The following is a 14,399-nucleotide window of genomic DNA, read 5'->3' on the forward strand; positions in this document are numbered from 1 at the left end:
AGCGCTATTTACTGCCACTTTCGAGCTACCACATGTGCAAAACTTCCCAGCACGAGCGTACACCGCTCGCACCTGCGGAAAAGTCCTATCGGAGTCGTTCTTCACTTTGCAAAAGCGCACCCGGCACATGCAAGACGCGCTTGATCAGTTCGCGCTCCGTGTGGCCCACACGCACCCGTTCCCGATACACACAGCGACTGTGCAGAGTCGGCCAGACCGAGCCGCCGAACGTGATCAAGCACGACGCAGACGAACACTTCCGAGACCCCAACACGGCGGGCGATTGCGGGAACCGCTCCGCCTATCTGGAGTTCCGCAAGTACTTGCTCGAAAGCGTTCATCGCCATGCACCAAGTATCAGCGAGCCGATCTGGAATACCCCCACCGCGATCATCCAGGCAACCACCAGTTGAACAACAACCGCCACCACAGTGCGTCGGCCTCCAATCAATCGGGCCTGTTCTGCAACTGTCGCTAAACACGGGGTGTAGAGAAGCACGAAAAGAAGGAACGAATAGGCAGCAAGCCCCTGGTACCCTTCGCCAGCACTGGCGGTGAACGTTTCAGTCAGAAGCGTCGGCAACGCACCGAGATCGTCACCATTTTCTTCGGCGTCGCCAGCAGCGGACGGATCCATGTTGTAGGAGGCAACGATTGACGACACAACCGTTTCCTTTGCGACAAAGCCTGTCATGAGAGCGCCCGTCATGTGCCAATCGCCGAAACCAGCGGGAGTGAAGACTGGCTCTAGTACCTTTGCCACCTGGCCATACGCAGAATCAGACATCGGCATACTCTCATCGGCGAAAGAATACTTGTTCGAGGTGGGGATTGATGACAGCAACCACACACCCAGCGTCATCACAAGGATGATCTTGCCTGCCGAACGAACAAACGCCCAGGTTCGAACTACCACAGCGCGCACGAGTAACCATACCCGCGGTACTTGATACGCAGGAAGAATGAGCATGAGAGGCGACGAGGAGTAATCACGTCCCAACCAGCGCTTCAGGACTGCAGCGCCGGCAACAACTGCCACCATTGAGGCCACATACATTGAGAAGACGACCGTGCCGGCATGAGAGGGGAAGAAAATTTTCGCCACCATGAGGTCGATCGTCAGTCTCGCAGCACACGAGGTGTAGGGCGTGATGAGAACAGTAATGAGTCGTTGTGTCGAACTTGGCAAGCTCCGAGCAGCCGATAACGACGGTACATTACAGCCAAATCCCATGATTAAGGGCAGGATCACGCGTCCATCGAGACCAATTTTTCGCATGAGGCGATCCCCCAGGAACGCCACACGCGCCATATACCCGGTATCTTCCAGAAGCGAGATCACCACAAAGATCACGGCGATGAGCGGCACAAATGATGCGACGACGCCGGCGCCAGTGGCCACACCCGAAATCAGGAACGAACTGAGCCACGGCGCGTTCGCACCAAGAGTATCGAGCAACCAGCCCAAACCGTTGGCAAGGGAGAACGCTCCTGGATCGGTCGAAGAAAAAATCGCGTCAAAGGCATCTTGGGCAGGACCAATCCATTCACCCGCAAGTTTGAAGGACAGCCACATCAGTGCTAAGAACAGCGCTGGCCCGATCACAGGATTAAGGAGAACACGATCAACCTTATCGGAGGCTGTGTCCACCGGTTGTGGAATGTCGCCACCGAGGCTCGCTTCGATTTGCTCCACCCATGCAAAGAGCTCCTGCGCACGTTGAAGGTCAGGCAACTGCGATGCATCATTTTCCAGATCAAGGCCAGCAGACGCACTCTCTCCACACGAACAGCTAGATCCGCGCGAGCAATTCTTACCAGTCGTGGTCTCAGACAAAAGTGGGAGCCCGGCGGGAGCCGGAAAACCGGGAGCCAGAGGATCGGGGGTCACACCACGAAGAGTGGAAGGAGCAGCCAAAGCGGCGCGAGTAAATGTGGTAACAGCGTCAGCAACACGACGGTCACGCGGATCAGCGAGCATGACAGGCACACCAAGATGACAAGCGAGGACGTCCGGATCAAGCTCGCGCCCATTGGAATGTGCCACGTCGGCCATTGTCACGACGACGGCGACAGGAAGACCTGTGTGACCGATTTGCGCGAGCAAGTAGAGCGAGCGCGTCAACGAGCCACCGTCGAGAACTGCCAAGACGAGGTCAACTCCGCGGTAGCGTGCCGGATCAGTCAACGTTCCTGGAGCCGACGCGAGGTGGTCGGACACCACTTTCTCATCCGGGCTTGCTGGGAGAAGAGAGTACGTACCGGGCAAATCGAGAACCCGAACCCCCAGGGCATCCCACGTTCCAGATTGCACTTCGACGGTGGTTCCTGGAGCATTCACCGTTTTTTGGTGAAGACCGGTAATGGCGTTAAAAAGAGTTGATTTTCCGACGTTAGGGTTTCCCACCAGCGCGATCGTTGGCGCGCCGACGCCGGTGGACACACTGTTGTGGACAGTTCGTTTCACGCGCACTCCTGTGCGCTGATCTTGCGCGCAGAGACATGATCGATCGCCACTCGCGATCCAGAAACATTGAGCACCAGTCCTGCGAGCGTGCGGTGGGTGACCCATGCTCGGGCACCCGGTCGCACGCCCAGCTCGTTCATGCGCAACACCGAGTTTTCGGGAAGTGAAATTTCGGTGAGGCGAAGAGCTACCTTGGTTGGGCAGTCACTCAGGAGCATCGGTCCTCCGTCTCTCATCTACGAACTGGCGAGCGATTTACTCCCAGCGTGTGGCTCGAAAGCCAGTTTTTCCGACCGCACAGGATAATGGTTTTTATTACACCTGCTGGTCACAATGACACAATAAACTTAGGGTACGCTCAGTTCTCGATTTTCGAAAGTGTTTCATCACATAACTGGGCGGCGAGATTTTTCTCGCCGCCCAGTGTCGGTTCATCACTGACGAAATATCAGATCAGTCCACGATCACGCAGTAGCGTAACCTTCGCCCTGATAATCAGCGATCTCAGACTCGTTGTGGACTTCAGCGCGCGCAGCCTCAAGGCGAGCAATCGGTACGCGGAATGGAGAGCATGACACATAGGAAATTCCTGCCGCCTGGAAGAAGTGGATCGACATTGGATCACCACCGTGTTCACCACAGACCCCCATCTTCATCCCCGGTTTCGTTGACCGCCCACGCTCAACCCCCATCTGGACCATCGCGCCGACGCCCTTCTGGTCAATGGTCTCAAACGGTGAAATACCGAAGATGCCCTCATCGAAGTACTCCTTGAAGAAGGCGCCTTCGACGTCGTCGCGAGAGAAGCCCCACGTGGTTTGAGTCAGGTCATTCGTGCCGAAGGAGAAGAAGTCCGACTCTGCAGCAATGCGATCAGCCGTGACCGCCGCACGCGGAAGCTCAATCATGTTGCCGATAGGGATGTTGAGTTCAACACCTTGCTCTTGCGCAACCTGACGTACCACTGCTTCGGAGCGATCTCGAACGATCTGCATTTCACGCACTGAGCCAATCAGAGGAACCATCACCTCAGAACGAGGATCCTTGCCTTCCTTAATGAGTGCAGCGGTCGCCTCGGCAACTGCGCGAACTTGCATCTCGAACAGGCCGTGCATCTTCAGCCCAAGGCGCACGCCACGCAGACCTAGCATCGGGTTCTGTTCGTGATTTGCCTCAATTGCCGCCATCATCTGACGCTCATCGTCAGTGACCTCTTCGCCCCGAGCCGTCTTGGCAGCAAGTTTAACCTTCGCCTCCGTGAGGTCCTGAAGGAACTCGTGCAGTGGGGGATCAATCAAGCGGACAGTCACCGGTAGGCCATTCATTGCCAGGAAGATTCCCTTGAAGTCCTCTCGCTGGAGAGGCAGAAGCTCGCTAAACACAGCCTCGCGCTCTTCTTGGTTCTTTGCCAGAACCAAGCGTTCGATAAGGACGCGGCGATCTCCCAAGAACATATGCTCAGTGCGGGTCAGGCCAATTCCGGTAGCACCGAAATCGCGAGCGCGTTGAGCATCTTCAGGAGTATCAGCATTCGCACGAACCTTCATTGTGGCGGTCTTATCAGCGTGCGTCAGAATATGGTGGACAGCAGTGACCAGTTCCTCCGTGTCCTGATCTTCCGACGCCGCCAAACCAGCTTCCAGTCCGTGGGCGATGTATGTCGTCACCGGAGAATCCGATACCGGCACTGCTCCTTGGAAGATCTCGCCAGTGGTGCCGTCAATCGAAATCACGTCACCGACCTTGAGTTCAAGGCCTGAGGACTTGATTATCAATGTCCCTTCTGCTTCGTTCACCAGGAGATCTTCAGCGCCGACCACTGCGGTTCTTCCCATGCCGCGTGCCACAACGGCCGCGTGGGAGGTCTTGCCGCCGCGAGCTGTCAGCACGCCCGAGGAGACGACCATACCCTGCAGATCGTCAGGGTTTGTTTCACGGCGAACGAGGATGACGGATGCGCCAGCTTCGGTCCTTTCGACGGCGGTTGCGTTATCCATCACAATCTCGCCCACTGCGGCACCTGGCGACGCAGGCATACCCGTCGAGACCGGCGTCGGCGCCGACGAGCGATCAAACTGCGGGAAGAGCAACGACGTTAACTGAGCGCCAGTGACTCGGGTCAGGGCCTCATCGCGGGTGATGAGTTTCTCGCTCACCAGCTGATCAGCAATACGGAAGGCGGCTCCTGCCGTGCGCTTGCCGACGCGAGTTTGGAGCATCCACAACTTACCGCGCTCGACAGTGAACTCAATATCGCACAGGTCACGATAGTGAGTTTCGAGGGTCTTCATAATCGAGATGAGCTTGTCATATGCCGCACGATCAATCTTCGCCAAGTCCTCAAGTGAGAGCGTGTTACGAATACCGGCAACCACGTCTTCGCCCTGAGCATTTTCGAGGTAGTCACCGTAAGTTCCTGATTGACCTGTCGATGGATCGCGGGTGAAGGCCACACCGGTTCCCGAGCCGTCACCCATGTTTCCAAACACCATGGTTTGAACGTTCACAGCAGTGCCGAGATCGTGAGGGATGTGCTCACGACGGCGGTAGATTTGCGCACGTTCTGTGTTCCAGGAGCGGAACACTGCCTCAATGGCGAGATCAAGCTGCTTGCGTGGGTTTTGAGGGAAGTCTTCGCCGGTGGCATTGCGGAAGATCTCCTTGTATTGAGCCACGAGTTCTTTCAGATCCTCTGTGGTCATATCGAGATCGCCGCTGTATCCCTTGCGCTCTTGCAAACTGTGAAGTGCGTTTGAGAAGAGATCACCATCGACGTCCATGACAGTCTTGCCGAACATCTGAATCAAGCGGCGATAGGAATCCCACGCGAAACGCTCATTGCCTGACTGCTGGGCCAGACCTACCACAGAGTCATCGTTGAGACCGATGTTCAGCACTGTTTCCATCATTCCTGGCATGGAGAACTTTGCTCCTGAACGCACCGAGACAAGGAGCGGATTGCCACTATCACCGAGGTCCTTGTGCATTGCCTGCTCGACATCGCGAATCGCCTTCGTTACTTCAACGCTGAGTGAATCTGGCACCTCGCCGTCGGTGAGATAGGTGCGGCACGCCTGCGTTGTAATCGTGAATCCAGGAGGCACTGGCATTCCCAGTTTGGTCATCTCGGCAAGGTTGGCACCCTTACCGCCGAGGAGATCCTTCATGTCCTTGTCGCCTTCGGCGAACGCGTATACGTACTTCGTCATATGATTCCCTCCGTTGGGAGCGGCCCTGCTACGCTCGGGGCCACATCGACTTCAAAGATTCGTCGTTGAATCCACACCCAAGTCTAACACTTGTGACACACCCCATGCACCCGACGTCGGGGCTTGAGTCCCAGACTGTCACGAAGCGACAAGCTGGGTGTTTGGCGAAGAAATCCCACCAAACACCCCGCTTTCACCACATTGTCATTCTTTGATTGGCCACGGCTCAAGGTCACTTTCCTCGGGCTTGTCTCGGTTGACCATAGCTGGCAGCGCTGCCGCTGCTGCACAGACGAGGGCAAAAACCACGAGCATTGCCACGACAACCGACAGCAGGGAGAAATGTATTCCCAGACCAACAAGTGCAGCGAAGACGCCTGCGGCCACGAGGAGGGCACCCCACAGAATCAAACCAATTTTCATTGTGTTCTCCTACTTCTTTTCATTCGCCAATGACGGTGTCGAGTCAGCTTTTTCTTCAAGATCGATTTGTCCAAAGCCAAGCTCAACTTTGACTTTTCGCGCCTGATCGGGGTGTTCAACAGCGGCAGGTGTGGAGTAAGTGATGGCCATCGCTAAACGATTTCGTGGCGCGAACGTGAGGTTTCCACTGGTTGCAGATCGGCGCCCGCGCTGAGGATCGATCACGTGAGACGTGTGTGACATCGACACTGATGCTAAATCACCGTTCGCAGCTTGCCAGGCTCCACTTTCTGGCACCTGGATCTCACCAACTGTGTGCAGTTCAAAAATCACCGGATCTTTGGGATCGACGGTGATGTGCATGTGCCCCACACCGGCGCTCAGCTCATCGCCATCAGACAAGTCACGCGCATGGTACGTACGATCCGTCACGATGGAGACATCATTGGGTGCCCAACTTGTCGAGAAAAGGGAAACATGAGGCGCTGTCACAACGCGTTGCGGCAAGAAACCTGCCAGCATCACCATTGGGAGGAGGGCAAGTGAGGCAACGACACTGACAAGCGTCAGCCATGTTCCGCGTCGGCCAGTAATCCCCGCGATCATCACGGCACCACCGGTGATAATTGCCCCCGCACCGGCAGCGACAGTGGCAGCAGCGAGAGTCGGCCCCATCACAAGAAGCACAATTGCAGCGGCGAGTGCGGCCAGAGCGAAGGACACCAAAATGTACGAAGCGGAGACTGCCGGTGACGCTTTGCGTTGGCGAGTTTTGCGGCCTTCCGACGCCGTGGACGGCGACTCCCGATAAGAAGAGACAACGTCGTCAGGCCCAGTCGGTGCTTGCTCAATTTGTTCAGTGAGCACGGTCTCCTGCTCAGGTTGTGCCGCAGCAGTCGGCGCAGCCTCAGCTGTCGCGGGTGGCGTCGGTAGATCCTTACCGTGGCGACGCATTGCCCACATCGCCACAGCAATCCCAAGAACAACGATGACGAGCACAGTTGCGAAACCTGAACCGACACGGAACGGAACGAAGAATGGTCGATCAACGAACATCCACAGACCCAGCGCCAACAGTCCGACACTGAGGATAAATGGGCCACTGAAGTCGCCACCAACAGCAGATTCAAATTCGATCTCCTCGCTCGTGACTTTCGGAAGGAAAAGCCAGGCAAGCGCATAGGCAATCAATCCCAAACCCGCGAGGGACGCCAAAATCACTGCACCAATGCGCACCACAATAGGTGCCACGTTCCATCGATGTGCCAAACCGGCACACACGCCACCGAGATAGCCGTCTGGAGTACGGCGCAGCGGCGATTTCCTCATCGAAGTAAAAATGTTCATGGCTCAATCCTGGCAAAATCACCACCACCACCGATATGAGGGGACACCCTGGTTTCACCCTGATCTGTGCCATGCACCGTTTTTAGGCAAGCGCCACGTGACACAATAGAAGGGTGAGCACCCCAGATTATTCCTTCCTCAGAGGGCCCAAGACACCTGAGCGCCCGCCGCTGTTGCGCCGACACCCGCGTATCCTCGCGGGCGTATGTCAGGCCCTGGCCACACATCTGGGCGGAAACGTGGCAGCATGGCGGGCTGGTTTCCTCCTCGCCTGTATGTTCTACGGACTCGGCGCAGGAGTGTACATCATCCTGGTGTTGGCAGTCCCTCATGCCGACCCAACTGAGCACGTTGCCCCACGTCTTGCTCCTAAATTGGCCGCTCCGACACCCGTGCGTTCATACACGCCCCCGTCGCGAAAGTCTCTCCTGTTTGCAAGCCTTCTTATCCTGACAATCGCAGCGGTGATCGCATTGATGGCGGGATCTGATAGTGCCGCATCAACTAGCGTTGTTTTCCCAGTCCTGATTTTCTTTGTCGGAGCAGCAGCCGCGTGGGCACAACCCGGCGACGGCGTTGCTGTGAGCTGGACAGTAATTGGTGCTTCCCTTGCCACACTCGGGTCGGTGATGATGATCGCCCAAATCTTGGGATGGCAAGCAACTCTGGCCGGCGTCGGCGTCGGCCTCGTCATGCTCACTGCCGTGAGCGTTGTCCTGGCCGGAGTCTTTTTACGCAACAAAAACCAGCTCTTCGTCGAACAAGCCCGGAGAATCCGGGAGTCAGAACGCGCCAATATCGCTGCTCACCTGCACGATTCTGTGCTCCAAACTCTCACCCTCATCCGGGCACGGGCCGATGATCCGATTGAAGTTGCCACTTTGGCACGAACTCAAGAACACGATCTGCGACGCTATCTCTACTCCGACCGAGGCGCTCACGGCACATCGCTTGCCGAAGAAATTCGCACACTTTCGAACACTATTGAAGCCACGTTCCACGTCGAAATCGACGTCGTCATCTCGGGAGATTCGCCACCAACACGCACAACCCAAGCCCTAGTGGGAGCAACCCGCGAAGCGCTGACAAACGCGGCGAAACACGGTTCGCCGAAGATCTCGCTGTTCGCGGATCTTTCGACTGATCTGTGCGAAGTCTTTGTTCGCGACCGCGGAACAGGCTTTACCCTCGAATCGATCCCTTCAGACCGCGCAGGAATTCGCGATTCGATCTATGCGAGATTACAGGGCGCAGGAGGCGAGGCAGAGATCCGCTCTCCCCTCCCCAGCGGCGGAACTGAAGTGAGAATGCGCATCAACGCAGGAGGCAAAAAATGATCTCAGTATTCATTGTGGACGATCACCCACTCGTCCGTTCCGGTGTTCGTAGCCAATTGGACGCGTTCGACGGCATCGAATACGCAGGTGAAGCAGGCAGTGTTGACGGCGCCGTCGCCGCTCTGACTCACTGCGATCCAACACAGACCCCCGATGTCGTCCTTCTCGATGTCCATCTCCCCGGAGGGAACGGGGCAGGGGGCGCCGAGGTCGCCAGAAAAGTGCTGGCACGCGGTGTCCCCACACGCTTTCTCGCACTATCTGTTTCTGATTCTGCCGACGACGTCGTCGCAGTCATTCGCGCAGGCGCTCGCGGCTACGTCACCAAAGCCGTGAGTCCGGAAGAACTCCACGAAGCCATTACGCGCGTCGCCAGCGGTGACGCAGCGTTCTCTCCGCGTCTGGCAGGCTTTGTCCTCGACGCTTTCCGCGGCAGTCCTTCTCCGGGATTGCAGGACGACGAGCTCAATCGACTCTCTGCCCGCGAACAAGAAGTCATGCGCCTCATCGCCCGTGGATACACCTATCGCGAAACAGCCTCGGAACTGTTCATTTCAATTAAAACGGTCGAAACGCACGTCTCTGCCGTCCTGCGTAAACTCCAGCTCTCCAACCGCCACGAGCTTTCGCGCTGGGCCGCAGCCAGAGGAATCTAACCGCCGTTCTCTCCGATAGGATCAAGGCATGAGCTTTCTCCTCGCGATTATCTATGCCACCTTCATCTCACTTGGACTACCAGATCAAGTTTTTGGCTCAGGATGGCCGGTTATGGGACCCGCGCTGGGGGCAAACAGCGAATCGGCAGGCATCATTTCGATGGTGGCCACGTTCGGTACCATCATCTCAGCAATGACCAGTTCACGATTGCTCCGACGATGTGGAACGTTCAAGGTGTCGGCTGTGTCGATCGCTCTGACTTCTGTCTCCCTCTTGGGATATGCTGCGGCTCCGAATTTTCTTTGGGTACTCGCGCTCACCATTCCCCTGGGTATGGGCGGAGGTGCGATTGACTCAGCGATGAATTCCTTCGCGGCTCTTCATTTTTCTTCGTCGCACATGAATTTTCTTCACGCGTGCTGGGGCATCGGGGCATCGGCCGGACCGTTGATCATGGGTTTTTTCTTGAACATCGGGGCTTGGCGCGGGGCATACGTCGCCCTCGCGCTGATCCAACTCGCTTTGCTCGGTCTCTTTCTTCTGTCACGACGAGTCTGGGAATCGGCGCCGTCGGCGGTATCTGTAACCGATCACGCAGCGGAGACTAAAAGCCCGACGACGGGGCGGCATGGACGCGGGCTACTGACCGCAGCACTTCTTGGGTTTTTCGTTTACTCAGCTGTGGAAGTGGGAGCTGGTTTGTGGGGTGCCAGTTACCTTGTACGGCGCTTCGCGACAGATCCGAGCGTTGCCGCAGCGTGGATCGGAGCAATGTTTATTGCGTTAACCCTGGGGCGCATGGGAGCCGGCGTGGGTGCGAAGTGGATCTCGAATCGCAACCTGATGAGGATAGGTTTCACGGTTGCAGGTTGTGGAGCAGCGGCTATGCTTGGCGGATCTGAACTTGGCGCAGCAATCGGTTTGGTGTTGATCGGCCTGGGGTATGCGCCGATTTACCCCACGATGCTGAAAGAAACTTCAACGCGCTTTGGCACGCTCCAGACTCCCCGGGTTATGGGCCGTCAGATTGCCGCTGCATATATTGGGCAAACCTTCATTCCGCCGTTGATTGGTGTGGCGCTTGTACAGATATCGCCCCTCGCACTTCCGCTGACAATTCTTGCGGGAATTGTGATCACTAGCGGCGCAACCGAAGTCATCAACCGTCAGCAGAAGGCTCGCACGGCACGTTAACTTTGAGGCAGACCAAGCATGATCAGCACAGAGATCAGATCATCGTGACTGCGAACCACTCCTGCACGCAAATTCACAAGAGCAACCCCGATCGCCATCACTGCCAGGGTCACAAACACCACTGCACCGACGTCCCACACGAGCAGACGCATGAGCCGTGCTGGTTCCTTCGAGCGTAACCGAACTCCTGCCCACAGCCACGCGCGGGAAACAAATGCGGCACAAGCGAGAAGAACAATTACTCCAAGCCCGATATACACCTTGCTCATTCCTTCTGCAGCCGACGCAGACGCCATGAGCCGAGGCATATGGTTGACATTGGTGTGAATTTTTCCAGTTTGCACCTTTCCTAGCCATGTCAGTGCAGGGCCAAGATAGCGTTTCCACTGTTCCCAGCCGTGCTTTCCTCCAGGGACATACTCAGTTGTCAGCACTCCCGCATGTCCGCGCACTGAGGCGAGATTGTGAATCAACGTTCGAGCACCGGAATCGAGGCTGGCATCTCCTGCAACAGCGTACAGATTGAGTGTCGGCGCCCATTTGAGCATGTGGGAGATCGAAAATTCCGATTGGACTTTCACGCTTGTGCGCAAAAGCCCGCCCATTTCGGGGGCGTCAGATCCAGACAGTGAGATCGCGTTGCGGAAAGTGTCGCGCGCCATGACAGCCAATGCTGGCGCAGTATATCCACCAGCAGAGATACCCGAGAGCGTCCACATTTTCGCATCATGACTCACAGGAAAATTCGCCACGATCATCGCAGGGATGTCACGAGCGGCCCAAGTGCCAACTTTGGGACGCCCCGGCAGGTCTACCCCGTCGGGCTGGAGAGGATCCACCCAGAGCAACGGAATCACAAACACGCTCGGACGGAGCGCGCCAGAGCGAATCGCTGTGTCCATCTGGCGAGCTAGGCCAAGGGCCTGAGGAATCGCAGCAATTTTTCCAGGATATCCGTGAAGAAATTCCACAACGCCCAGATCTTCGCTGTCTTGCCAGCCCTCGGGAGCCCAGATAATGACATCGTTGCGAATCTTTGATTGCGGACCAGTGAAGGTTGTCCGGTAGTAGTGACCAGGTGCGTCCTTCCCCTCAGGATGAAACTCGGTAAGTTTGACCCGATAACGCGGATCACTCTTGCCCTCCCACACCGCCTTCTCACGGGATGGCATGTGAGCCACAGCTTTCACATCTTGAACCTCAGAGCTACCGAATGCCAGATGTGCTACGGCAGGCCACGTCTTGGCAAACTGCGACACTCGATTCATCTGGATTCCCATAGCCCCCAGCCCCACCACGGCCGCGAGGGTGATCGCAAGCACTGCCCGTGCGATGTGCCCACGACGGAGGAACCGCGTCGCATTAATCATGGCAAAGAGTGCCAGCGCCACAAAAAGGACGAGGAGGAATAGTGATCGAGGGCTGAAGTTCATGAACTAATATTGAACCTCTCAAACATAGTTTTGTCTCAACCTGGAGTCGGACGGCGCTCCGGCCATCGTCACCGTCACATTCCAAGTTGGCGAACAAACGTGAGGATATTGTCGATATGGCGCAGATTTGCGAACTTTCGATCAACGATTGCGACGGCGCCGAGGCAGGTGCTGACTGTGGTCAGCCCCACGCCAAAAGTCCACAGGATTTGCGCGCTGACGTCGGTAGCACACGGTGACATCACGGGCGCCACGCCGCCGGCGCGCCTATCTGCCATTTTTATCATCGCAACCCCGCTCACTAACGCAAGTCCGATACTTCCATACACTCCTGCAAGGCTGAGACTTGGCCGACCATGTGCATCGAGGAGAGCTGCAGGAACATTGAGCGAAACAGGGCGAGCTCCTGCCAGAACCTCACCAAACCATGAAATACACTCCGGAAATACTTCGCCCCAACTTTTCCACGAATGTGTCGCGCGCGGGTCATGTATGAGCACAGTTGAACCGCTGCGTTTGCCAGCCAGAGCAAGTTTTGCCAGACCACCCACAGCTTGACCTGCGAAATACTCACGGCCCGCCGCATACGCCCACACATTGAGCTCCGGCCGTTTTTCCACCAGTGCCGTGAGTGAGAATTGCTGTGCAAGCTCACCACCTGCGCGCGCTATCCCTCCAAGTTCTGCCCGGTCAGCTCCGGAGAAACTGACGATATGTGAGAAGGTATCGGAAAGGAGTGCGCCTAACGCCGGTCCGCTGTAGCCTCCAGCGCTCATCCCGCCGATTGCCCATCGATGTGCGTCAGTGCTGACGGGAAAGTTTGCCACAAGCATGGCAGGAATATCGCGGCCAACCCAGGTAGCAACTTTCGGCCGCCCAGGAAGATCAAACGCATCGGGTTCACGGGAGTCGATTGCAACGTGAGGGATCACAACCACGGTCGGAGGGATTTCGCCGGTATCGATGGCGCGCGTCAGCACGGCGTCGAGATTGAGTTGCTTGGGCATCGCATCGGGTGCTCCGGGAAAAGACGGAAGGAGCTCGATGACCGCCAGGTTCTTTTCTTCGCGCCACGTACGAGGTGCCCAAATCAGGACAGGCAAGGAGATTCCCGACGCCGGGCCAGTCCAGTTCACGCGGTAAAAGCACCCACTGGCCTGGCCAACACCAGGTGCAGAGATTTCTTCCAAGTGGACACAGTATCGGGGATCATCTTTGCCCTGCCAGACATCAGGCTTCGGTGGCAAGGGAAGTGGATACGGCTGAGGCGAAGGAGCAAAAATTGCGTGCAAGACGTCTCGCCATGACTCTACGTGATCGGTGACCCGGTTGTGCTGGATCCCGACTACTCCCGCCAATGTCACCCCAGCGAAAAGGGAACAGCCTAGAGCACGCCGTCGAGACCTTGCACGCACAGCACATACTGCACTGCTAGCCGAGAGAGCACCCAGGAATCTGAGAGTCGATTTCTTATCTGGCCCGAACATGGCCCCTTCCTCACAGATGAGCCGCTAATACACCGCCAACACTACGCATGACCCGTGAGTTCCACAGCACGTAACCCCCGCCAAATATTCAACGCGATATACCTCACACAGCAAGATTTTGTTGAAATATCACGAATTATTCGCGCGACCCCCACTCTCGAACAAGTTATTAAATTTTCTACTTGCTTTCTAGTTTAAGATTCAATATTGTCTTTTTCAGCGGATCCACCCGGATCTCCAACCACAGGCGCACCGCCTCCGGTTCGTCATCCACATACTTTTCAAAGGATCAAAATGGCAGATTTTACTGAACTCAACGGCACCTGGACCATCGACGGCGCACACTCGCGCCTCGGCTTCACCGCGCGCCACGCAATGATTTCGAAGGTTCGCGGCGAGTTTTCTGACAAAGAAGGCGCCATCACCATCGACGGCACCAACCCCAACAACTCGTCCGTGAAGGTCGTTGCACAGACCGCTTCGTTCACCACCGAAAACGAGACGCGTGACAAGCACGTTCGCTCCGGCGACTTCCTCGGGGTGGACAAGTACCCCGAAATGTCGTTCGAATCGACAAAAGTTGAAGTCGGCGAAGGTACCGTAACCGTCACCGGCAACCTCACCATCAAGGCCACGACGAAGGAAGTGAACGTCACCCTTGACTGGGCAGGCCCAGTCAAGGATCCGATGGGTTCCGAACGCATCGGCTTCGAAGGCTCCTTCGAAATTAACCGCCAGGACTACGGCGTTTCCTTCTCCGCCCCGATGGAGACCGGTGGCATCCTCGTCGCAGACAAGATCACCGTGAACCTCGACATCGAAGCAGTTCGCGCCTGATGATTTCT

At 56.6% G+C, this 14,399-nt stretch carries 12 protein-coding genes; 4 read left to right on the plus strand and 8 right to left on the minus strand.

Features of this window, described 5'->3' with window-relative positions:
- Positions 1-101: 101 nt before the first annotated feature.
- The 6 genes from P7079_RS07010 to P7079_RS07035 form a co-directional block, all read right to left on the minus strand.
- Complete coding sequence (locus P7079_RS07010) at positions 102-347, minus strand: hypothetical protein (RefSeq protein ID WP_278012562.1); 246 nt, start codon at positions 345-347, stop codon at positions 102-104.
- Positions 338-2,467, minus strand: coding sequence for a ferrous iron transport protein B (gene feoB, locus P7079_RS07015; protein WP_278012563.1), 2,130 nt, complete (start codon positions 2,465-2,467; stop codon positions 338-340). Before feoB ends, P7079_RS07010 begins: the two co-directional genes overlap by 10 nt.
- The gene (locus tag P7079_RS07020; RefSeq protein WP_278012564.1) at positions 2,464-2,685 is read right to left on the minus strand and encodes a FeoA family protein; all 222 of its coding nucleotides are present in this window, start codon (positions 2,683-2,685) and stop codon (positions 2,464-2,466) included. The genes feoB and P7079_RS07020 overlap by 4 nt, the downstream gene beginning before the upstream one ends.
- Before the next feature lie 246 nt (positions 2,686-2,931).
- Positions 2,932-5,676, minus strand: coding sequence for a pyruvate, phosphate dikinase (ppdK, locus tag P7079_RS07025; protein ID WP_278012565.1), 2,745 nt, complete (start codon positions 5,674-5,676; stop codon positions 2,932-2,934).
- 204 nt (positions 5,677-5,880) lie between these two features.
- Entirely contained in the window at positions 5,881-6,099 is a 219-nt protein-coding gene (locus tag P7079_RS07030; RefSeq protein ID WP_278012566.1) for a hypothetical protein, read from the minus strand.
- Positions 6,100-6,108: 9 nt separating this feature from the next.
- On the minus strand, positions 6,109-7,446 hold the full coding sequence (locus tag P7079_RS07035; protein ID WP_278012567.1) for a PspC domain-containing protein: 1,338 nt from the start codon (positions 7,444-7,446) through the stop codon (positions 6,109-6,111).
- Between the two features lie 113 nt (positions 7,447-7,559).
- Here P7079_RS07035 and P7079_RS07040 point away from each other — a divergent pair, with 113 nt between their 5' ends.
- Genes P7079_RS07040 through P7079_RS07050 form a run of 3 tightly spaced genes read left to right on the plus strand, consistent with a single transcriptional unit; the run spans position 7,560 to position 10,634 of the window.
- A complete protein-coding gene (locus P7079_RS07040) occupies positions 7,560-8,783 on the plus strand; it encodes an ATP-binding protein (protein ID WP_278012568.1) in 1,224 nt (407 codons plus the stop codon).
- Positions 8,780-9,439, plus strand: coding sequence for a response regulator (locus P7079_RS07045; protein ID WP_278012569.1), 660 nt, complete (start codon positions 8,780-8,782; stop codon positions 9,437-9,439). The genes P7079_RS07040 and P7079_RS07045 overlap by 4 nt, the downstream gene beginning before the upstream one ends.
- 28 nt (positions 9,440-9,467) lie before the next feature.
- A complete protein-coding gene (locus tag P7079_RS07050; protein ID WP_278012570.1) occupies positions 9,468-10,634 on the plus strand; it encodes an MFS transporter in 1,167 nt (388 codons plus the stop codon).
- Here the strand turns inward: P7079_RS07050 and P7079_RS07055 are convergent.
- Positions 10,631-12,067, minus strand: coding sequence for an alpha/beta hydrolase (locus tag P7079_RS07055; protein WP_278012571.1), 1,437 nt, complete (start codon positions 12,065-12,067; stop codon positions 10,631-10,633). The two genes, P7079_RS07050 and P7079_RS07055, sit on opposite strands and share 4 nt — an antisense overlap.
- A 74-nt stretch (positions 12,068-12,141) precedes the next feature.
- Positions 12,142-13,482, minus strand: a complete 1,341-nt coding sequence (locus tag P7079_RS07060) for an alpha/beta hydrolase (RefSeq protein WP_278012572.1) — start codon at positions 13,480-13,482, stop codon at positions 12,142-12,144.
- 366 nt (positions 13,483-13,848) lie between these two features.
- Here P7079_RS07060 and P7079_RS07065 point away from each other — a divergent pair, with 366 nt between their 5' ends.
- On the plus strand, positions 13,849-14,391 hold the full coding sequence (locus P7079_RS07065; protein WP_278012573.1) for a YceI family protein: 543 nt from the start codon (positions 13,849-13,851) through the stop codon (positions 14,389-14,391).
- Positions 14,392-14,399 lie beyond the last annotated feature (8 nt).

Origin of the sequence: Arcanobacterium canis, assembly GCF_029625435.1 — a bacterium.
In the GTDB taxonomy this organism is placed as follows: domain Bacteria; phylum Actinomycetota; class Actinomycetes; order Actinomycetales; family Actinomycetaceae; genus Arcanobacterium; species Arcanobacterium canis.

Coding starts and splice junctions, on each gene's coding strand:
- P7079_RS07065 (WP_278012573.1), top strand. CDS start 13,849: ATGGCAGATTTTACTGAACTCAACGGCACCTGGACCATCGACGGCGCA.
- P7079_RS07050 (WP_278012570.1), top strand. CDS start 9,468: ATGAGCTTTCTCCTCGCGATTATCTATGCCACCTTCATCTCACTTGGA.
- P7079_RS07030 (WP_278012566.1), bottom strand. CDS start 6,099: ATGAAAATTGGTTTGATTCTGTGGGGTGCCCTCCTCGTGGCCGCAGGC.
- P7079_RS07045 (WP_278012569.1), top strand. CDS start 8,780: ATGATCTCAGTATTCATTGTGGACGATCACCCACTCGTCCGTTCCGGT.
- P7079_RS07010 (WP_278012562.1), bottom strand. CDS start 347: ATGGCGATGAACGCTTTCGAGCAAGTACTTGCGGAACTCCAGATAGGC.
- ppdK (WP_278012565.1), bottom strand. CDS start 5,676: ATGACGAAGTACGTATACGCGTTCGCCGAAGGCGACAAGGACATGAAG.
- P7079_RS07055 (WP_278012571.1), bottom strand. CDS start 12,067: ATGAACTTCAGCCCTCGATCACTATTCCTCCTCGTCCTTTTTGTGGCG.
- P7079_RS07020 (WP_278012564.1), bottom strand. CDS start 2,685: ATGCTCCTGAGTGACTGCCCAACCAAGGTAGCTCTTCGCCTCACCGAA.
- P7079_RS07035 (WP_278012567.1), bottom strand. CDS start 7,446: ATGAACATTTTTACTTCGATGAGGAAATCGCCGCTGCGCCGTACTCCA.